The following is an 18,358-nucleotide window of genomic DNA, read 5'->3' as shown; positions in this document are numbered from 1 at the left end:
CCTACAGGGATTACCGATATGCATAATCCTTGTGCAGTGATCCCGGTTTATAACCACGAAACTGCCATAGGTACTGTGGTCGATGCTCTGCTCGCGCAAAATCTGCCGTGCATTCTGGTGGATGACGCCAGCACCCAGTCCTGCGCCAAGGTGCTCGACGGTTTGGCGGAACGCGACAACGTGCATCTGGTGCGCCTGACCGCCAATCAAGGCAAGGGCGGCGCGGTGATGACTGGCCTGCACGAAGCCGCGCTGCTGGGCTTCACCCATGCATTGCAGGTCGACGCCGACGGCCAGCACGACTTGCAAGACGTCGCCCGTTTCGTCGACGAGTCCCGCGCTCATCCCGAGGCGATGATCTGCGGTTATCCGCTGTTCGACGAGAGCGTGCCGAAAGGCCGTTTGTACGCGCGCTACCTGACCCACGTGATGGTCTGGATCAACACGCTGTCGCTGCAGATCCGCGATTCGATGTGCGGCTTTCGTGTCTATCCGTTGGCGCCGACGCTGGCAGTGATTGATTCGGCGAAAGTCGGCAAGCGCATGGATTTCGACTCGGACATTCTCGTGCGCCTGTCGTGGCGCAATCAGCCGATGCGCTGGCTGCAAACCAGCGTGCATTACCCGCTGGACGGTGTGTCGCACTTCCGCCTATTCCACGACAACGCGCTGATTTCCGGCATGCACACACGGCTGTTTCTTGGCATGTTGCTGCGCTTCCCGGTGATCCTCTGGCGGCGGTGGCGAACATGACCAGCGAGACCGACAAGAAGCACTGGGCCGACCGCGAAGAACGCGGCAGTTTCCTGCTGATGAAATTCACCGCGTTCGCCGCCAAGGTCCTCGGGCGACGCCTGCTCAGCCCGTTGCTGTACGGCATCGTCCTGTACTTTTTCCTGTTCGGCCGCACCGCACGGCGCAGTGCCTGGCAATACCAGCAACGCCTGGCCGCATGGAGCCAGCGCGACGCGTTGCGCCCGACGCATTGGCGGGTGTTCGGTCAGTTCATGGCCTTCGCCGATTCGATGCTCGACAAGCTTGACGTGTGGAACGGCAAGCTGCGCATCGAGCAGATCGAAATCATTGACCCGGCGCTGCTGCGCAATCAGTTGCGCGGCAGTCGCGGGCAACTGCTGGTCGGTGCGCACTTGGGCAACCTCGAAGTCTGCCGCGCACTGGCGGAGATCGGCGAAAAGGTCACCATGAACGTGCTGGTACACACCAAGCACGCCGAGCAATTCAACCGTTTGCTGGGCGAGGCTGGAGCGACCAATCTGCGCCTGATTCAGGTCAGCGAACTCGACCCGGTGATCATGCTGCAACTGCACGAACGGCTGGAGCGCGGCGAGTGGCTGGCGATTGCCGGCGACCGCGTGCCGCTGCACGGCGGGCGAAGCGTCACCGTCGATTTTCTCGGCCATCCGGCGCCATTCCCGCAAGGGCCGTGGCTGCTCGCCGGTCTGCTGAAATGCCCGGTCAATCTGCTGATGTGCCTCAAGCAGCCGGACGGTCACTATCGCCTGACCCTCGAACCCTTTGCCGATGCCGTGGTGTGGAAGCGCAGCGAGCGCGAGCAGGTCATTCATCAGTGGGCCACCCGCTATGCGCAGCGCCTGAGTCACTATTGCCTCGAAGCGCCGCAACAATGGTTCAACTTTTACCCTTTCTGGAAGACCGATGACGACGCCAACCCATGAGCCGGTAACCTTCGGCGAACGCCCTTTGCGCATCGAAGACGTGCTGGCCCTGGCCAACCGTCAGGCGCCCGTGCAGTTGCAGAGCGACGCCGATTACCGCGAGCGCATCGCCAAAGGCGCGCGGTTTCTCGATTCGCTGCTGGACAAGGAAGGCGTGATCTATGGCGTGACCACCGGTTACGGCGATTCCTGCGTGGTCGCGGTGCCGCTGCATCACGTCGAAGCGTTGCCGCGTCACCTCTACACCTTCCACGGCTGCGGACTGGGCAAACTGCTTGATGCGCAAGCCACCCGCGCGGTGCTGGCGGCGCGTTTGCAGTCGCTGTGCCACGGCGTTTCCGGGGTACGCGTGGAATTGCTGGAGCGTCTGCACGCGTTTCTCGAATACGACATCCTGCCGCTGATTCCTGAAGAAGGTTCGGTCGGCGCCAGCGGTGATCTGACGCCGCTGTCTTACGTCGCCGCGACCTTGTCCGGCGAGCGTGAAGTGATGTTCCGTGGCGAACGCCGTCAGTCTGCCGATGTACATCGCGAACTCGGCTGGGTACCGCTGGTGCTGCGCCCGAAAGAAGCGCTGGCACTGATGAACGGCACCGCGGTGATGACCGGCCTCGCCTGCCTCGCCTTCGCGCGTGCCGACTATCTGCTGCAACTGGCCACGCGCATCACCGCGCTCAATGTGGTCGCACTGCAAGGCAACCCGGAACACTTCGACGAGCGCCTGTTCGCCGCCAAACCGCATCCGGGGCAAATGCAGGTCGCCGCATGGCTGCGCAAGGATCTGGCGATCGACGCACCGACCGCGCCGCTGCATCGATTGCAGGATCGCTATTCGCTGCGTTGCGCCCCGCATGTCCTCGGCGTGTTGGCCGACAGCCTGAACTGGCTGCGTTCGTTCATCGAAACCGAATTGAACAGCGCCAACGACAACCCGATCATCGACGCCGAAGCCGAGCGCGTTTTGCACGGTGGGCACTTCTACGGCGGCCACATCGCGTTCGCCATGGACAGCCTGAAAAACCTCGTGGCCAACGTCGCTGACCTGCTGGACCGCCAGCTCGCCTTGCTGGTGGACGAACGTTACAACCACGGTCTGCCGAGCAATCTCTCCGGCGCGCCGGCGGATCGCGCGATGATCAACCACGGCTTCAAAGCCGTGCAGATCGGCACCAGCGCCTGGACCGCCGAAGCATTGAAAAACACCATGCCGGCCAGCGTCTTCTCGCGCTCCACCGAGTGCCACAACCAGGACAAGGTGAGCATGGGCACCATCGCTGCTCGCGATGCGATCCGCGTGCTGGAGCTGACCGAACAAGTCGCTGCCGCCACCCTGCTCGCCGCCAATCAAGGCGTGTGGCTGCGCGGTCAGACCGAAGATGCGCGACCACTGCCGCCGTCGCTGGCAGCGATGCACGAAGAGCTGGCCAAGGACTTCCCGCCAGTCATCGAAGACCGCGCACTGGAAGGCGAACTGCGCCTGTGCCTGCAACGCATCGCTGCGCAACACTGGAGGCTGCATGCGTAGCGCCGGAGTGCTTCACGCCGACACCGAAATCCTCGTGCCGTTTTTCGACGTCGATACCATGCACGTCGTCTGGCACGGCCATTACGTCAAATACCTCGAAGTGGCGCGTTGCGCGCTGCTGGACAAGATCGGCCACAACTACACGCAGATGCTCGAGTCCGGGTTCGCCTGGCCGATCATCGACCTGCAACTGCGCTACGTGCGTGGCGCGGTGTTTGGTCAGCGCCTGAACGTGCGCGCCAGTCTGGTCGAGTGGGAAAACCGGCTGAAGATCAATTACCTGATCACCGACCTGCAAACCGGCGAGCGCCTGACCCGCGCCAGCTCGGTGCAGGTCGCCGTTGAAGTGAGCAGCCGCGAGATGCAACTGGCTTCGCCGAAAGTCTTCACCGATGCTGTGGAAAGGATGCTGCGATGAACCTGATATTCAGAAGCCTTGGCGCAGTGGCGCTGCTGGCCGTGTCGTCGCTGGCCAACGCCTTCGACCTGCAACAACTCAGCGCGCAACTGGCGAAACCGGACGTGATCCACGGCCAGTTCATCCAGGAAAAACACCTGCGCGCCCTGCCCCAGCCACTGATCAGCAAGGGCAGCTTCGTTCTGGCAAAAAACCACGGCCTGCTCTGGCTGCTGAAAACCCCGCTGAAGCAGGATTACCGCATCACCGCCAAAGGCATCGCCCGGCGTGACGACAACGGCTGGCAACTGCTGCCGAACAAGAGTGCCGGTGCCGAGCAGAACCGCTTGTTCCTCGCCGTACTGCAAGGTGACAGCAGCGGCCTGCAACGGGATTTCGAACTGGCGCTGAGCGGCGATGCACAGCAGTGGAAACTCACCCTGACCCCACGCTCGCTGCTGCTCAAGCAAGTGTTCAAGCAGATCAATATCGACGGCGGCGCGCTGGTGCAGACCATCGAACTGCTGGAAACCCAAGGCGACAGCACCGTGCTGCGCATGCAGGACAGCACCGCCGGGCAACCATTGAGCGAAGCGGAGCAACATGACTTTGCCGAGTGAACGCAGGCTGCCCTGGCTGTTTCTGATCCTGCTGCTGGCGGTCGTCGCGCTGGCCGGTTGGCAATGGCGCGACGGTGCGCCGCTATCAGCGAACCTGATGGCGCTGGTGCCCGGCACCCACCCCGACGCCCTTGAACAGCGCGCCGAGCAGCGTATGCAGGAACCGCTCAACCGCGAAATGCTGGTGCTGGTCGGCCACGCCGATCGCCAGCAAGCGGTCACCATGGCGCAGACCCTGGGCGAGCAATGGCAGGCCAGCGGTCTGTTCGAGAAAGTGCAGTGGAACCTGCAAGCGGATCTCCCCGCCCTGCGCACGCAACTGCTGCAAGGGCGGCTGGCGATGCTTTCGGCGGACGACCGGCAATTGCTGATCGAACACCCCGACGCATTCATTCAGCAACGCGTACAGGCCCTGTTCGACCCGTTCAGCGGCTTCAGTCTGGTGCCGAGTCAGGACGATTGGCTGGGCCTGACCGGGCGCATCCAGAACAGCCAGCCGCAGCACGGCTCGGTGCAACTGGACATCGGCAGCGGCGCGTTGATTGCCGATGCCGACGGCAAGAGCTGGGTGCTGCTGCGAGCGCGCACCACCGGCAATGCCTTCGACATGAACCTGCCACTGCAAGTCGCGGCACTGCTGCAACACAGCCGTGATCAAGCCGCGAAATCCGACGTGCAACTGCTCGCCGCCAGCGGCTTGCTGTACGCGGCCAATGGTCAGCAGCAAGCCACTCGCGAAATGACCTGGGTCGGCGGCGGCGCCACCGTCGGCATTCTGTTGCTGCTGTTGCTCGCTTTCCGCCGCTGGCGCGTGTTGCTGGCGTTTGTGCCGGTGTTGGTCGGCATGCTGTTCGGCGCGGTGGCCTGTGTGGCGCTGTTCGGCCATATGCATGTGATGACATTGGTGCTCGGTTCCAGCCTGATCGGCGTGGCCGTGGATTACCCGCTGCACTATTTGTCGAAGAGCTGGAGCCTGAAGCCGTGGCGCAGTTGGCCAGCCTTGCGCCTGACCTTGTCCGGACTGACCCTGAGCCTGATCACCAGCGCCATCGGTTATCTGGCGCTGGCGTGGACGCCGTTCCCGGCACTGACGCAAATCGCCGTGTTCTCTGCCGCCGGCCTGCTCGGTGCTTATCTGTCGGCGGTGTGCCTGTTGCCGGCGCTGCTGAAAAACGTCGAACTGCGCCCCGCGCAATGGCCGCTGCAGCTGGCCGAGCGCATGGTCAACCTGCGCGAGAAACTCCTTGATCGCGTACGCACGCCGGTGTTGCTGGCGCTGCTGATCGCCTTTTGTGTGGGCGGTCTGGTGCAGCTGCAAAGCAAGAATGACATCCGCCAATGGGTCGGCGCACCGCAACAGCTGACCGACGAAGCGCAGGCCATCGCGCGTATCACCGGCTATCAGCCGACCAGCCAGTTTTTCCTCGTGCGCGCCGACAATCAGCAGCAATTGCTCGAGCGGCAGGCCGCGCTGAGCGAGCGTCTGCAGCAACTGGTCAACCTCGACAAGCTGCAAGGTTATCTGGCCCTCGATCAATTGGTCAGCCCGCCGAACCAGCAAGAACAGGTGCGCGAGGCGCTGAACAAACTGCCGCAATACTGGCAGCCACTGCTAGACCTCGGTGTACCGCTCGCCACCCTGCAAAGCGAACTGCAACAGCTGCAGACCGTGCCCGCTGAAGACATCGACGCGGCATTGGCCGGTCCCCTTGGCGAGCCTTATCGCACACTCTGGCTCGGCCCGAGCGAAGATGGCGTGGCGGCGATGACCAGCCTGCAAGGCTTGAACAACCCGGCGCTGCTACGGGTGCAGGCGCTGGATTTGCCGGGGGTGATGCTGGTCGATCGCCTTGGCGAATTGAATGAAGTGTTTGCGGCAACGCAAATCAGCGCTGCTGAACTGAAGCTCGCCTCCTGCGTGTTGATCGTGCTGGTGCTGATGCTGCCGTTCGGTCTCGGCGGCGCGCTGCGTATTGTCGCCCTGCCGTTGCTCGCAGCACTGTGCAGTCTGGCCAGCCTTGGCTGGCTCGGTCAGCCGCTGACCCTGTTCAGCCTGTTCGGCCTGCTGCTGGTGACGGCAATCAGCGTCGATTACGCGATTCTCATGCGTGAACAGGTCGGCGGTGCGGCGGTGAGCCTGCTCGGCACCTTGCTGGCCGCTGTGACGACATGGTTGTCGTTTGGTTTGCTGGCGGTTTCCAGCACACCGGCGGTGAGCAATTTCGGGCTGTCGGTGAGCCTCGGTCTGGCCTTCAGCTTCATGCTCGCACCGTGGGCCGGACGTCACGAACACACCGCGACAGTCGCGGAGCCAGCGGCATGATGGTCGTCGGTTTCTGGCTGCTGGCCTTGGCGTTGTTCGCCGTGGCCACACGCATTGGCCGCCACTTCGGCCTGATCCCGATTGTCAGCCAGTTGCTGCTGGCGAGCTTCGGCTTGCCGCTGCTGATGTACTTCTGGATCGAGCCGGGCTGGCAGCTCAGTGGCGCCGAACTGATCGCGCCGGACTGGCTGAAAAACCTCTACAGCCTGAGCTTTGCCTTGCTGCTCGGGCATATCCTCAGCGATGTGATTGATCTGAAACTCGATCGCCAGAGCGTGAAAATCGCCGTGCCGAGTTTCCTCGTGCCGTTCGCCTGTGGTCTTGCCGCTGCGTATTGGCTACTGCCGACGCAACCGTGGCTCAACTCGCTGGCCATCGGTCTGGTGTTCGCAATTACCGCGATCCCGGTGCTGTACCTGTATCTGCGCCACATCGAATATCCGCCGGCCGCCACGCGCCGACTGGTGCAGACCGCGATCCTCATTGATCTGACCTGCTGGACATTGTTCGGCCTCGCTCAGGGCAGTCTGCACCTGAGCAGTCTGTTGTTGCCGCTGGGCCTCGCCTGTGTGCCGCTGTTGTTGCGCGTCATCGGCGTACGCCGACCACTGACCTACAGCCTCGGTTTTTTCGCGTTGTTGGTGATGGCCGAGCATTACAAACTCAACGCGCTGATCTTCGGCATCGGCTATCTGCTATGCATGGCCGCGCTGAAAGTGCCATTGGTGCTGCCATTGCCGGCGCGCTGGATGAGCCGTTTGCAGACGTGGCTGGCGATTCCGCTGATTCTGACGTTCGGCATCGTGCAGATCGACGTGCACAGCGCCCTCTCCAGCCTGGGTCCGCTGCAATGGGCGGCGCTGCTGCTGTTGCCGATTGCCAGTAAACTGCTCGGCAACTGGCTCGGCCTCGGCTGGGCCGGCGCCTCGTTCGAAGGCGCCAGCCGCTGGCGCGAAAGCGTGCTGCTGAACATTCGTGGCCTCAGCGAAATCGTCTTTCTCAATCTGCTCTTGCAACAACAGCTCATCACCCCGGCGCTGTACTTCGCGCTGATGCTGATGGGCCTGATCGCGACGCTGCTACCGGCCCTGATCGGCCTGCATCGCGCGCCTTTGCATCTGCAACATCCTTTGTCCCGGAGCTCACGTGCCAATCGTTGAAATGGAATCCCGTCAGGTCGTGATCATCGGCGCCGGCCCGTCCGGCGCTATCGCAGCGGCGTTGCTCAAGCGCAAGGGCCACGATGTGCTGGTGCTCGAGCGCCAGCACTTTCCACGCTTTTCCATCGGCGAAAGCCTGCTCAGCCATTGCCTGGATTTCGTCGAAGAGGCTGGCATGCTCGACGCCGTCAACGCCGCCGGCTTCCAGCGCAAGACCGGCGCCGCATTCGCCTGGGGCGAGCGTTACAGCGCCTTCGATTTCGGTGACACCTTTACCGGCGGCAAACCGACCACGTTTCAGGTGCAACGCGCCGATTTCGACAAACTGCTAGCCGATCAAGCGGCGCTGCAGGGCGCGGAAATCCGCTACGGCGATGCCATCGTCAGCGTCGATTTCGAGCGGACAAAACCGTTGCTCGACGTACGCCGCGAGGACGGCAGTGAGTACCGCGTCGAAGCGGATTTCGTCCTCGATGCGAGCGGCTATGGCCGTGTCCTGTCGCGACTGCTGGATCTGGAAGCACCGTCGAATTTTCCCGTGCGCCAAGCGGTGTTCACCCACGTAGAGGATCACATCGACAACCCGGCATTCGACCGCGAAAAAATTCTCGTCACCACCCATCCTGAGCATCGCGACATCTGGTTCTGGACGATCCCGTTCAGCAACGGACGTTGCTCGGTGGGTGTGGTCGCGGCCGAGGAACATTTCAAGGATCGCGACAGCGATCTGGATGCCTGCCTGCGCGGTTTCATCGCCGAAACCCCGAGCCTTGCCGGCGTACTCGACAATGCTGTGTGGGACACCCCGGCGCGCACCCTCGGCGGTTACGCCGCCAACGTGAAAACCCTGCACGGTCCAGGCTTCGCGCTGCTCGGCAACGCGGCGGAATTTCTCGACCCGGTGTTCTCCTCCGGCGTGACCATCGCCATGCGCTCGGCGAGCATGGCGGCAGCGGTTTTGCACCGTCAGTTGCAGGGCGAAACCGTCGACTGGCAAAGCGAATTCGCCGAGCCGCTCAAGCGCGGCGTCGACACCTTCCGCTGCTACGTCGAGGGCTGGTACGCCGGCACCTTTCAGGACGTGATTTTCTATGAAGACAGTCAGGCGGAAATCCGTCGGATGATCTGTTCGATCCTCGCCGGCTACGCCTGGGACGAGCGCAACCCGTTCGTCAGCGAGGCGCGCCGCCGCTTGAAGATGATTTCCGAACTCTGTGCAAAGGACGCCACATGAATTACTTGAGCGACAGCTACGTCGAGGAAACCCGTTTCGGTTTCTGGTTCCTGCGCAGCCACACCTGGCAGCACCATGTGCTGCGGGTGGCGATCAATGATTTGCGCGGGTTGTTCAGTGACGCCCTGCCGGAAAATCCGGTGCTGCTGGATGCCGGTTGCGGTCAGGGCAAGTCGTTCGGTCACCTGCGCCAGACCTTTGCGCCACAACGTCTGATCGGCATCGACGCCGACCCGCACAGCCTTGAATTGAGCGGCGAAGAAGCGGCGCGTCTGGGTCTGGACGTTGAACTGATCGGCAGCGATTGCGCGACGCTCAATGTAGCGGACGCCAGCGTTGACCTGCTGTTCTGCCACCAGACTTTTCATCATCTGGTCGAGCAGGAAAAGGCCTTGGCCGAGTTTTATCGGGTGCTGAAACCGGGTGGCTATCTGCTGTTCGCCGAATCCACAGAGGCTTACATTGATACGTGGGTGATTCGCTGGCTGTTCCGCCATCCGATGCATGTGCAGAAGAGTGCGGCGCAGTATCTGCAGATGATTCGTGGGCAGGGGTTTGAGTTTGGCGAACGCAATGTTTCCTACCCGTATCTGTGGTGGAGCCGGTCGAAGGATTTTGGCTTGCTGGAGCGGTTTGGCTTACTCAAACCCAAGCCGTTCGGGCAGCGCGAAGAGACGTTGGTGAATGTCGTTGCGCGCAAGCCTCTGGCAGAGGTTTCCTGATGTACACAAATCATTGTAGGAGTGAGCCTGCTCGCGATAGCGGTGGGTCAGCCAACCTGTATTTTGAATGTGCGACCGCTATCGCGAGCAGGCTCACTCCTACAGTGTCCGCGGTGTGGCGATTTTTTGTGTTTGGCATGATGCTTCTGTTGAGTGCCTGCGCCAGCCAGGCGCCGCTACCGGTAAGCAACCCGACTTTACCCCTGCCGCTGCAACTGCACATCGAACGCCAGCAAGCCGAACAACGCCAGGACTGGCTGCTGGTGATCCAGCGTGAAGGCCCGGGCATCCGCTGGTCGATGATGGATCCGCTGGGTATTCCCCAGGCACGTCAGCAACTGATCGACGGCCATTGGCAAGCCGATGGTCTGCTGCCACCGAATCCGGAAGCGCGGGAATTGTTCGCCGCGCTGCTGTTCGCCCTGACCCCGTCCGGTGAGCTGCTGCGCAATTACCCCTCCGCGCAACAACAAGGTCAGCAACGCTCGCTGCCTGCGCGCTGGGATATTCACTATTCACAACCGTTGAGCTTTCAATTGAACCTGCCCCAAGGCCCGCACTACCGCGTTTCTCCGTTGGGTGAACCGACGCCATGACCGCTTACCTGAATGCCCTCGGCGTGATCTGCGCGCTGGGCCGCGACAAGCAAGCCGTCGCGCGCAACCTGTTCGCCGGCGACTGCTCGGGCATGCGCCGCGAGTCCGGCTGGGTGGCGGAGCGTGAGTTGCCCGTCGCTGCCGTCCAGGGCGAACTGGCGCCGATCCCGGCAGAACTCGCCGATCAGCGCAGCCGCAACAATCAACTGCTGCTGGAAGCGGCGTTGCAGATTCGCGATGACATCGATCAAGCGATCCAGACCTTCGGCCGCGAGCGCATCGGTGTGGTGCTCGGCACCAGCACTTCCGGCATCGACGAGGCCAGCCGTGGTCTGGCGCACTACATTCGCGAGCAGCAGTTCCCGGCGGAATACGACTATCGGCAACAGGAACTCGGCGCCCCGGCCAATTTCCTTGCCGACTGGCTACAACTGAGCGGCCCGGCCTATGTGATTTCCACGGCGTGCACCTCCAGCGCCCGGGCACTGATGAGCGCTCAGCGTTTGCTCGATCTGGGCCTGTGCGACGCGGTGCTGTGCGGCGGCGTCGACAGTTTGTGCAAACTGACCCTCAACGGTTTCTCGTCACTCGAAGCGATATCCGACGAGCGCTGCAATCCGTTCTCGGCCAACCGCAGCGGCATCAACATCGGCGAAGCGGCGGTGCTGTTCGTGATGAGCAAAAAGCAAGGCGAAGGCCCGTCCATTGCCTTGCTTGGCGCTGGCGCCAGTTCCGACGCGCATCACATTTCCGCCCCTGAGCCGACCGGTCGCGGCGCCCTGCAAGCGATGCAGAAAGCCTTGAGCCACGCGCACCTGCAAGCAGCGCAGATCAACTACCTGAACCTGCACGGCACCGCTACCCAACACAACGACGCCATGGAAAGTCTGGCCGTCGCGGCGCTGTTTCCCGATGGCGTGGCCTGTTCGTCGACCAAACCGATGACCGGCCACACCCTTGGCGCGGCCGGTGCTCTGGAAGCAGCGTTTTGCTGGTTGAGCCTGAGCGCCGACAACCCCGATCGCGCCTTGCCGCCGCACGTCTGGGACGCTCAGGCCGATCCCGCGCTGCCACCGCTGAAGTGGGTGACCGCGAGCGAGCGCCTGGCGTCCATTGCACCCCGCTACCTGATGAGCAACTCGTTTGCCTTCGGCGGCAACAACGTCAGCCTGATTATCGGAGACGCCCCATGACTGATTGGCCGCTCGCCGAACTGCTGCCCCATGCGGGCGACATGATTCTGATCGACAGCATCACAAGCTTTGACGACGAGCAGATTTACACCCGCCTCACGGTCAAGCCCGATGGCTTGTTCAATCTGCCCGACGGCAGCCTCCCAGCCTGGGTCGGCATCGAGCTGATGGCGCAAAGCGTCGCCGCGTTTGCCGGTTGCCACGCGCGGCAGAAAGGCAACCCGGTGGAGCTGGGTTTTCTGCTCGGCACACGCAAGTTCGAGTGCAACGTCGAAGCCTTTCCCGCCGGCAGCGAGCTGACCATCCATGGCCTGCGCTCGCTGGAAGACGACAACGGCATGGGCGTCTTCGAATGCCATATCAACGGCGATGGCATCCATGCCAGCGCGCGGCTGAACGTGTTCCGTCCGCCTCAGGTCACTCAATATCTGCAACAGACACAGGAGTCGAACGATGACTGAATCCGTACTGGTCACCGGCTCCAGCCGTGGCATCGGCCGCGCCATTGCCTTGCGTCTGGCGCAGGCCGGGCACGATATCGTTCTGCATTGCCGCAGCGGCGTGACTGAGGCGCAAGGCGTTCAGGCGGAAATCGAAGCGCTGGGGCGCAAGGCGCGCATCCTGCAATTCGACGTCGCCGACCGCGAAACCTGCAAAACCATTCTCGAAGCCGACGTCGAAACCCATGGCGCCTATTACGGTGTTGTGTTGAATGCCGGCCTGACCCGCGACGGTGCGTTCCCAGCTCTGACTGACGACGATTGGGACGTGGTGTTGCGCACCAACCTCGACGGTTTCTACAACGTTCTGCACCCGGTGATGATGCCGATGATCCGCCGCCGCGCCGCTGGTCGCATTGTCTGCATCACCTCGGTGTCGGGGCTGATCGGCAACCGTGGCCAGGTCAACTACAGCGCCTCCAAGGCTGGCGTGATCGGCGCGGCAAAGGCGTTGGCGATCGAGCTGGGCAAGCGCAAAATCACCGTTAACTGCGTCGCGCCGGGCCTGATCGACACGGCGATGCTCGACGAAAACGTGCCGGTGGAAGAATTGATGAAAATGATCCCCGCGCAACGCATGGGCACCCCGGAAGAGGTCGCCAGTGCGGTGAATTTCCTGATGTCGGCGGAAGCCTCGTACATCACACGCCAGGTCCTGGCGGTCAACGGAGGCTTGTGCTGATGAAGCGCGTCGTCGTCACCGGCATGGCCGGCATCACCTCGCTGGGCAGCGACTGGGAAACCATCGCCGGCAATTTCGCGGCCAACCGCAGCGGTATTCGCCGGATGGACGAGTGGGATCGCTTCAGCGAACTCAACACGCGCCTGGCCGGGCCGATCGATGATTTTGCAGTGCCTGCGCACTGGACGCGCAAGCAACTGCGCAGCATGGGCCGGGTATCGCGGCTGGCGGTTCGTGCGGCAGAAAACGCCCTGGCTGACGCCGGTTTGCTCGGTGACGAATCGATCAAGGACGGCAGAATGGGCGTGGCTTGCGGTTCGTCCACCGGTAGCACCGACGAGATCAAAGCGTTCGGCAACATGCTGCTCAACTCGGTGGCCGAAGGCCTCAACGCCAACTCCTACGTGCGGATGATGCCGCACACCACCGCCGCCAACATCAGCATCTTCTTTGGCCTGACCGGGCGGCTGATCCCAACGTCCAGCGCCTGCACCAGCGGCAGCCAGGGCATCGGTTACGCCTACGAGGCGATCAAGTTCGGCCGCCTGCCCCTGATGCTCGCCGGCGGCGCCGAAGAGCTGTGCCCGACCGAAGCCATGGTCTTCGACGCACTCTACGCCACCAGCCTGAAAAACGATGCGCCGCAGACCAGTCCACGCCCGTATGACAAGGGCCGCGATGGTCTGGTGATCGGTGAAGGCGGCGGCATGCTCGTGCTCGAAGAGCTGGAGCACGCCCTCGCCCGCGGTGCGCACATCCACGCCGAGATCGTCGGTTTCGGCAGCAACGCCGACGGCCAGCACACCACGCGCCCGGAACAAGTGACCATGCGTCGTGCAATGGAACTGGCGCTGGAAGACGCCGGCCTGACGCCGGATGCCATCGGTTATGTAAATGGTCACGGCACGGCTACAGAACAGGGCGACATTGCCGAAACACTGGCAACCAGCAGTTTGTTCGGCGAGCGCATGCCGATCAGCTCGCAGAAGAGTTTCCTCGGCCACACCCTCGGCGCCTGCGGCGCGCTGGAGTCGTGGTTCAGCATCGAGATGATGAATCGCGACCTGTACGTGCACACGTTCAACCTCGACGAGGTCGATCCGCACTGCGGCAAACTCGATTACCTGCGCGGTGAATTCCGCCAGATGCATCACGACTACGTGATGAACAACAATTTCGCTTTTGGTGGCGTCAACACCTCGTTGATTTTCCGCCGCTGGCACTGACCGCAACACGTTTGGAGTGAAGGGAATGACTCAGTTTCACCGCATCGCCGCTCTGTTGGCACTGTTTTTTGTGCTCGGCGGCTGCACCAGCAAACCGGTTTACAACGCCAAGGAAGAGTTCTCGCCCAACCTCGGTTTCACCCAGCAACAGATGAGCCGCGCGATCGTCACTGCGCTGAACGACCGCCAGTGGGTCGTGCAATCGGTGCGTCCGGGCATGATCAAAGCGGCGATCACCGTGCGCGGTCGTCATCACGCCGAAGTCGACATCCCGTTCACCCCGACCTCGTTCGAAATCGACTACCGCAGCAGCTACGGCCTCGACGCCAAGGACGGCAAGATCCACGGCAACTACAACCGCTGGGTCAACCGCCTGCGCGACAACGTGCTCAAAGAGCTGTCGATCAACCCGGACATCGAGTTCGTCAACGACCTGGGCATCGTCAAACAAGGCGCCGACGAACCGACTTACCTGAGCTTCCGCGAAGGCGTCAAACGCGCCACCGATGCCGGTCTGCTCGATGGCAGCGTGAAGTTCTACCTGGCCGGCGAAACGCTGCCAAAACAGGTGCGCAAACTCGACACCGTGAGCAGCAGTCGCAAAACCAACGGCTCAAACAAATCCGACGAAGACGCCTGCTTCTGGGCCCTGCAGTCGGCTTTGGCGACTCTGCAGAATGCCGCGAAGAAAGCCGACGCCAACGCGGTGATCAACATCGCCAGCGTCGACCAGCGTGATCTGTACAAGGACACCGAGAAATTCCAGTGCCGTGCCGGGCTGGTGGTGTCGAGCGTGGCGTTGCGCGGGGATCTGGCGCACGTGGATTGATGGGATTGTAGAAACGACAAAGGGCGCCATTCGGCGCCCTTTGCCATTCAGCCCGGATCAAGTACTGGCGTGTAACTTCAATCCTAACGCCTTCACCACTTTCAGGATTGTTCCGAACTCGGGGTTTCCTTCACCTGATAGTGCGCGGTAGAGGCTCTCTCGGGACAACCCTGCGTCACGTGCGACCTGAGTCATGCCTCGCGCTCTCGCTATGGTGCCAAGTGCCTTGGCGATAAAAGCCGGGTCATCTCCAGCCTCCTCCATGCAGGCGTCCAGATAGTTAGCCATGTCCTCTTCTGTCTTGAGGTACTCGGCTGAGTCCCAACGAGTGAATTTTTCGGTCATGGGTTTTGCTCCTGCCAGGACTCCGCGATGAGCCTGGCTTGCTTGATGTCTCGGGGTTGGCTGCTCTTGTCTCCGCCGCAAAGGAGGATGACCACTTGCCGACCTTGTTGCATGAAATAGACTCGATATCCGGGGCCATAGTCAATTCTGACTTCGCTGAGCCCTTCACCGATAGCTTTGACATCGCCAAAATTTCCGTCAGCCATACGATCAATTCGCACCTGAATACGCATCCTGGCGCGACTATCAGCCAACTTTAAAAGCCAGTTGGAAAATGTAGAACTTCGAAGAATCTCAGTCATGGCTGAAGTGTAGCCCTTGAGCTACACATACTCCACACTGTTTTCTCTGTAGCAGATGCACGGTGTCTACACTCTTTGAATCAGCGAATGTTCATCGCTACGTCAAGGAGATGACCATGCAAGTGAAAGCCGTGATCGCCGCCGCGCTTTTCGCGCTACTGCCCAGCGCCAGCCACGCCACCAATCTCATGTACATGCCCTTCGAAACCGTGCTGTCGGACGCGATTCGCGCCGGACGGCTGGATGGCAGTGTGAAGTTCTATCTGCTCGGTAATGGGCCGCAGGGGACTCAGCAGTTATTGCGCCGTGGAGTGGTCAGTGATTTGAAGACCAACGGCTTCAACAAGAGCGACCACAACTCCTGCGAGTGGGTGTTGCAGTCGAATCTGATCAAGTTGCAGGCCGATGCCAAGCGGGTCGGGGCGAATGCGGTGGTCAATATCGTCAGTTACTACGACCAGCATGTGCGCAAGGATTTGAATACGTACGAGTGCCGGGCGGGGATTTTTGTCACGCGGGTGGCGTTGAGGGGGGATTTGGTGCGGTTGCCTTAACGGCAAGATCAAAAGATCGCAGCCTTCGGCAGCTCCTACAATGGAATTCGCGTTTCCCTGTAGGAGTTGCCGAAGGCTGCGATCTTTTAAGCGGACTCGACTTTGCGCGTGAGCAGGTCGACAAATGCCTTGGCCATCGGCGATTTCTGATCCTTGCGCTGCACCAGCCACACCGCCGACACCGCTTCCGGATCGAGCAACGGTCGGTAGACCACGCCGTCGATGCGCATCCGCTGATAAGACGCCGGCAGTACCGAAACTCCAAGCCCCGCTGCGACCAGACCGATGATGGTCATCGCCTCTCCCGCCTCTTGCGCAAAGTGCGGGCTGAACCCGGCATCGCGCGCCAGACTCAGCAATTGCGCATACAGCCCGCTGCCGTAACTGCGCGGAAAGAACACGAACGGCTCCAGCGCCAGCGCCGAGAGGAACAGGCCTTCTTCACTGCCCTGCGCCAAGGGGTGCTTGGAACCGAGCACCGCGACCAACGGCTCACGCATCAACTCAACCACACTCAGCGAATCGGGCAGACCCAGCGGGCGCATGATGCCGACCTCGATCGACTCGTCCACCAGGCCCTCGGCAACCTGCGTGCTACTCATCTCGCGAAGGTTGAGGTGCACCGCCGGAAAACGCTGGCGGAAGGAAAAGATCGCTTGGGGAATCGTCGAGTTGAACGGTGCCGAAGAGGTAAAGCCAATTTTCAACTCGCCCAGTTCACCCAATTGCGCACGCCGGGCAACATCCGCAGCTTTGTCGACCTGAGCCAGCACCAAGCGCGCCTCTTCCAGAAACAACCGCCCCGCCTCACTCAGCTCGACCCGACGATTGGTGCGTTCAAACAACCGCGCACCGACCTCTTGCTCCAGCGCCTGAATCTGCTGGCTCAGCGGCGGCTGCGAGATACCCAGCACCTGTGCGGCGCGGCCAAAGTGCAGTTCTTCGGCGACGGCGATGAAGTAGCGCAGATGACGCAATTCCATGGAAACCCCATTAGGTCGTTAAAGCTATCAAACAGGTCGAACAATATATTGGATAGAAACATTAGCCAGCTATATGATTTTTTCATTGCCTGCCTGGCCGTGCCCTCCGAGGTCTGAAGTGAAAACTGCTGTCGCACCCCTAGCCCATGAAGTCCCGCCTGCTGCGGCTGACGATGTAATCGCCGAGTTGCAAGAGATCTACATCGAAAAAGGCACGCCGATGTTCATGCGCACGGTGCTGGCGCTGTTCAGCGGCGGCTTCGCGACGTTTGCCCTGTTGTATTGCGTACAGCCGATGATGCCGCTGCTGTCCCACGAGTACGGAATCAACGCGGCGCAGAGCAGCCTGATCCTCTCGGTGGCCACCGGCATGCTCGCTATCGGCCTGCTGATCACCGGGCCGATTTCCGATCGGGTCGGGCGCAAACCGGTGATGGTGACTGCGCTGTTCGCCGCAGCGCTGTGCACCATGGCCAGTGCGATGATGCCAAGTTGGGAAGGCGTGCTGATCATGCGCGCGCTGATCGGGCTGTCGTTGAGCGGTCTGGCAGCGGTGGCGATGACCTACCTGAGTGAAGAAATTCACCCGCAACACATTGGTCTGGCGATGGGTTTGTACATCGGCGGTAATGCGATTGGCGGGATGAGCGGGCGCTTGATCACCGGGATACTCATCGACTTCGTCAGCTGGCACACGGCGATGCTGGTGATCGGCGGTCTGGCGATGATTGCCGCCGCGGTGTTCTGGAAGATCCTCCCCGAGTCGCGCAACTTCCGCTCACGCTCGCTGCACCCGCGCAGTTTGCTCGACGGCTTCACCATGCACTTTCGCGATGCCGGTCTGCCGTTGCTGTTTCTGGAGGCATTCGTGCTGATGGGTGCATTCGTCACCCTGTTCAACTACATCGGTTATCGCTTGCTGGCCGCGCCGTACAACCTCGATCAGGTGTTCGTGGGTCTGCTGTCGGTGGTGTATCTGTCGGGGATCTACAGCTCGGCGAAGATCGGTTCGCTGGCGGACAAACTGGGGCGACGCAAAGTGTTGTGGGCGACCATTGCGCTGATGTTTGCCGGCCTTGCGCTGACGATGTTTACGCCGCTGTTGCTGGTGATTGTCGGCATGCTGATTTTCACCTTTGGTTTCTTCGGCGCGCATTCGGTGGCGAGTAGCTGGATCGGCCGCCGCGCGATCAAGGCCAAGGGGCAAGCGTCGTCGTTGTATCTGTTCAGCTATTACGCCGGGTCGAGCATTGCCGGCACGGCGGGCGGGGTGTTCTGGCATCTCGGCGGCTGGAATGGCATCGGCCTGTTTATTGGCGCGCTGTTGCTGGTGGCGCTGTTGGTCGCATTGAAGCTGGCGAAGTTGCCGCCTCTCAGCGGTGTCAAAGCCTGACGCGTAACCCATGTAGGAGTGAGCCTGCTCGCGATATCGGAGTGTCAGCCAGTACATTCAGCGACTGACTCACCGCT

Annotated in this window: 20 protein-coding genes; 17 read left to right on the top strand and 3 right to left on the bottom strand. The window is 61.6% G+C overall.

What is annotated here, in order from left to right; all coding sequences use genetic code 11:
• Positions 1-18: 18 nt before the first annotated feature.
• From ACW9IR_RS16445 to ACW9IR_RS16375, 15 genes are read left to right on the top strand one after another with little or no spacing between them, the layout of a single operon-like run.
• Positions 19-753: a glycosyltransferase family 2 protein gene (locus ACW9IR_RS16445; protein ID WP_457464214.1), complete on the top strand. Its 735-nt coding sequence runs from the start codon at positions 19-21 to the stop codon at positions 751-753.
• Positions 750-1,697, top strand: coding sequence for an LpxL/LpxP family acyltransferase (locus ACW9IR_RS16440; protein ID WP_150794116.1), 948 nt, complete (start codon positions 750-752; stop codon positions 1,695-1,697). Before ACW9IR_RS16445 ends, ACW9IR_RS16440 begins: the two co-directional genes overlap by 4 nt.
• On the top strand, positions 1,678-3,222 hold the full coding sequence (locus tag ACW9IR_RS16435) for an HAL/PAL/TAL family ammonia-lyase (protein ID WP_457464212.1): 1,545 nt from the start codon (positions 1,678-1,680) through the stop codon (positions 3,220-3,222). The genes ACW9IR_RS16440 and ACW9IR_RS16435 overlap by 20 nt, the downstream gene beginning before the upstream one ends.
• Positions 3,215-3,640, top strand: a complete 426-nt coding sequence (locus ACW9IR_RS16430) for an acyl-CoA thioesterase (RefSeq protein WP_110719524.1) — start codon at positions 3,215-3,217, stop codon at positions 3,638-3,640. Before ACW9IR_RS16435 ends, ACW9IR_RS16430 begins: the two co-directional genes overlap by 8 nt.
• Entirely contained in the window at positions 3,637-4,239 is a 603-nt protein-coding gene (locus tag ACW9IR_RS16425; RefSeq protein ID WP_110719523.1) for an outer membrane lipoprotein carrier protein LolA, read from the top strand. The genes ACW9IR_RS16430 and ACW9IR_RS16425 overlap by 4 nt, the downstream gene beginning before the upstream one ends.
• On the top strand, positions 4,223-6,562 hold the full coding sequence (locus ACW9IR_RS16420; RefSeq protein WP_457464209.1) for an MMPL family transporter: 2,340 nt from the start codon (positions 4,223-4,225) through the stop codon (positions 6,560-6,562). The genes ACW9IR_RS16425 and ACW9IR_RS16420 overlap by 17 nt, the downstream gene beginning before the upstream one ends.
• Complete coding sequence (locus ACW9IR_RS16415) at positions 6,559-7,722, top strand: sodium:proton antiporter (RefSeq protein ID WP_457464207.1); 1,164 nt, start codon at positions 6,559-6,561, stop codon at positions 7,720-7,722. The genes ACW9IR_RS16420 and ACW9IR_RS16415 overlap by 4 nt, the downstream gene beginning before the upstream one ends.
• Positions 7,709-8,956: an NAD(P)/FAD-dependent oxidoreductase gene (locus tag ACW9IR_RS16410; RefSeq protein ID WP_102899504.1), complete on the top strand. Its 1,248-nt coding sequence runs from the start codon at positions 7,709-7,711 to the stop codon at positions 8,954-8,956. The genes ACW9IR_RS16415 and ACW9IR_RS16410 overlap by 14 nt, the downstream gene beginning before the upstream one ends.
• Positions 8,953-9,678: a class I SAM-dependent methyltransferase gene (locus ACW9IR_RS16405; protein ID WP_102899505.1), complete on the top strand. Its 726-nt coding sequence runs from the start codon at positions 8,953-8,955 to the stop codon at positions 9,676-9,678. Before ACW9IR_RS16410 ends, ACW9IR_RS16405 begins: the two co-directional genes overlap by 4 nt.
• Positions 9,678-10,274 carry a hypothetical protein gene (locus tag ACW9IR_RS16400; RefSeq protein ID WP_457464204.1) on the top strand — a complete coding sequence of 199 codons (597 nt, stop codon included), beginning with the start codon at positions 9,678-9,680 and terminating at the stop codon, positions 10,272-10,274. The genes ACW9IR_RS16405 and ACW9IR_RS16400 overlap by 1 nt, the downstream gene beginning before the upstream one ends.
• Positions 10,271-11,467 (top strand): beta-ketoacyl-[acyl-carrier-protein] synthase family protein, encoded by a 1,197-nt coding sequence (locus ACW9IR_RS16395; protein ID WP_457464202.1) that lies wholly within the window; start codon positions 10,271-10,273, stop codon positions 11,465-11,467. Before ACW9IR_RS16400 ends, ACW9IR_RS16395 begins: the two co-directional genes overlap by 4 nt.
• A complete protein-coding gene (locus ACW9IR_RS16390) occupies positions 11,464-11,928 on the top strand; it encodes a hotdog family protein (RefSeq protein ID WP_102899508.1) in 465 nt (154 codons plus the stop codon). The genes ACW9IR_RS16395 and ACW9IR_RS16390 overlap by 4 nt, the downstream gene beginning before the upstream one ends.
• The gene (fabG, locus tag ACW9IR_RS16385) at positions 11,921-12,649 is read left to right on the top strand and encodes a 3-oxoacyl-ACP reductase FabG (RefSeq protein ID WP_134175918.1); all 729 of its coding nucleotides are present in this window, start codon (positions 11,921-11,923) and stop codon (positions 12,647-12,649) included. The genes ACW9IR_RS16390 and fabG overlap by 8 nt, the downstream gene beginning before the upstream one ends.
• Positions 12,649-13,875 (top strand): beta-ketoacyl-ACP synthase, encoded by a 1,227-nt coding sequence (locus tag ACW9IR_RS16380; RefSeq protein ID WP_016983866.1) that lies wholly within the window; start codon positions 12,649-12,651, stop codon positions 13,873-13,875. Before fabG ends, ACW9IR_RS16380 begins: the two co-directional genes overlap by 1 nt.
• Positions 13,876-13,900: 25 nt before the next feature.
• A complete protein-coding gene (locus tag ACW9IR_RS16375) occupies positions 13,901-14,704 on the top strand; it encodes a hypothetical protein (RefSeq protein ID WP_102899511.1) in 804 nt (267 codons plus the stop codon).
• A gap of 57 nt (positions 14,705-14,761) precedes the next feature.
• On the opposite strand, the gene ACW9IR_RS16370 is transcribed toward ACW9IR_RS16375, so the two are convergent.
• Positions 14,762-15,049: an addiction module antidote protein gene (locus ACW9IR_RS16370; protein ID WP_038360089.1), complete on the bottom strand. Its 288-nt coding sequence runs from the start codon at positions 15,047-15,049 to the stop codon at positions 14,762-14,764.
• Positions 15,046-15,351, bottom strand: coding sequence for a type II toxin-antitoxin system RelE/ParE family toxin (locus ACW9IR_RS16365; RefSeq protein WP_102899512.1), 306 nt, complete (start codon positions 15,349-15,351; stop codon positions 15,046-15,048). Before ACW9IR_RS16365 ends, ACW9IR_RS16370 begins: the two co-directional genes overlap by 4 nt.
• Before the next feature lie 116 nt (positions 15,352-15,467).
• Between ACW9IR_RS16365 and ACW9IR_RS16360 the strand changes: the two genes are divergently transcribed.
• Entirely contained in the window at positions 15,468-15,905 is a 438-nt protein-coding gene (locus ACW9IR_RS16360; protein WP_457464198.1) for an excinuclease, read from the top strand.
• A gap of 86 nt (positions 15,906-15,991) precedes the next feature.
• On the opposite strand, the gene ACW9IR_RS16355 is transcribed toward ACW9IR_RS16360, so the two are convergent.
• Positions 15,992-16,888, bottom strand: coding sequence for a LysR family transcriptional regulator (locus tag ACW9IR_RS16355; RefSeq protein WP_034152950.1), 897 nt, complete (start codon positions 16,886-16,888; stop codon positions 15,992-15,994).
• A gap of 118 nt (positions 16,889-17,006) precedes the next feature.
• Between ACW9IR_RS16355 and ACW9IR_RS16350 the strand changes: the two genes are divergently transcribed.
• Complete coding sequence (locus ACW9IR_RS16350) at positions 17,007-18,281, top strand: MFS transporter (RefSeq protein ID WP_102899515.1); 1,275 nt, start codon at positions 17,007-17,009, stop codon at positions 18,279-18,281.
• The last annotated feature ends 77 nt before the right edge of the window (positions 18,282-18,358 follow it).

This window comes from Pseudomonas sp. SDT291_1_S447 (assembly GCF_054070155.1).
This window is presented reverse-complemented; position numbering and strand designations above follow the sequence as displayed.

Excerpts from the sequence above, each read along its gene's own strand:
- ACW9IR_RS16445 (WP_457464214.1), top strand. The coding sequence starts at position 19 with ATGCATAATCCTTGTGCAGTGATCCCGGTTTATAACCACGAAACTGCC.
- ACW9IR_RS16440 (WP_150794116.1), top strand. The coding sequence starts at position 750 with ATGACCAGCGAGACCGACAAGAAGCACTGGGCCGACCGCGAAGAACGC.
- ACW9IR_RS16435 (WP_457464212.1), top strand. The coding sequence starts at position 1,678 with ATGACGACGCCAACCCATGAGCCGGTAACCTTCGGCGAACGCCCTTTG.
- ACW9IR_RS16430 (WP_110719524.1), top strand. The coding sequence starts at position 3,215 with ATGCGTAGCGCCGGAGTGCTTCACGCCGACACCGAAATCCTCGTGCCG.
- ACW9IR_RS16425 (WP_110719523.1), top strand. The coding sequence starts at position 3,637 with ATGAACCTGATATTCAGAAGCCTTGGCGCAGTGGCGCTGCTGGCCGTG.
- ACW9IR_RS16420 (WP_457464209.1), top strand. The coding sequence starts at position 4,223 with ATGACTTTGCCGAGTGAACGCAGGCTGCCCTGGCTGTTTCTGATCCTG.
- ACW9IR_RS16415 (WP_457464207.1), top strand. The coding sequence starts at position 6,559 with ATGATGGTCGTCGGTTTCTGGCTGCTGGCCTTGGCGTTGTTCGCCGTG.
- ACW9IR_RS16405 (WP_102899505.1), top strand. The coding sequence starts at position 8,953 with ATGAATTACTTGAGCGACAGCTACGTCGAGGAAACCCGTTTCGGTTTC.
- ACW9IR_RS16400 (WP_457464204.1), top strand. The coding sequence starts at position 9,678 with ATGTACACAAATCATTGTAGGAGTGAGCCTGCTCGCGATAGCGGTGGG.
- ACW9IR_RS16395 (WP_457464202.1), top strand. The coding sequence starts at position 10,271 with ATGACCGCTTACCTGAATGCCCTCGGCGTGATCTGCGCGCTGGGCCGC.
- ACW9IR_RS16390 (WP_102899508.1), top strand. The coding sequence starts at position 11,464 with ATGACTGATTGGCCGCTCGCCGAACTGCTGCCCCATGCGGGCGACATG.
- fabG (WP_134175918.1), top strand. The coding sequence starts at position 11,921 with ATGACTGAATCCGTACTGGTCACCGGCTCCAGCCGTGGCATCGGCCGC.
- ACW9IR_RS16380 (WP_016983866.1), top strand. The coding sequence starts at position 12,649 with ATGAAGCGCGTCGTCGTCACCGGCATGGCCGGCATCACCTCGCTGGGC.
- ACW9IR_RS16375 (WP_102899511.1), top strand. The coding sequence starts at position 13,901 with ATGACTCAGTTTCACCGCATCGCCGCTCTGTTGGCACTGTTTTTTGTG.
- ACW9IR_RS16370 (WP_038360089.1), bottom strand. The coding sequence starts at position 15,049 with ATGACCGAAAAATTCACTCGTTGGGACTCAGCCGAGTACCTCAAGACA.
- ACW9IR_RS16365 (WP_102899512.1), bottom strand. The coding sequence starts at position 15,351 with ATGACTGAGATTCTTCGAAGTTCTACATTTTCCAACTGGCTTTTAAAG.
- ACW9IR_RS16360 (WP_457464198.1), top strand. The coding sequence starts at position 15,468 with ATGCAAGTGAAAGCCGTGATCGCCGCCGCGCTTTTCGCGCTACTGCCC.
- ACW9IR_RS16355 (WP_034152950.1), bottom strand. The coding sequence starts at position 16,888 with ATGGAATTGCGTCATCTGCGCTACTTCATCGCCGTCGCCGAAGAACTG.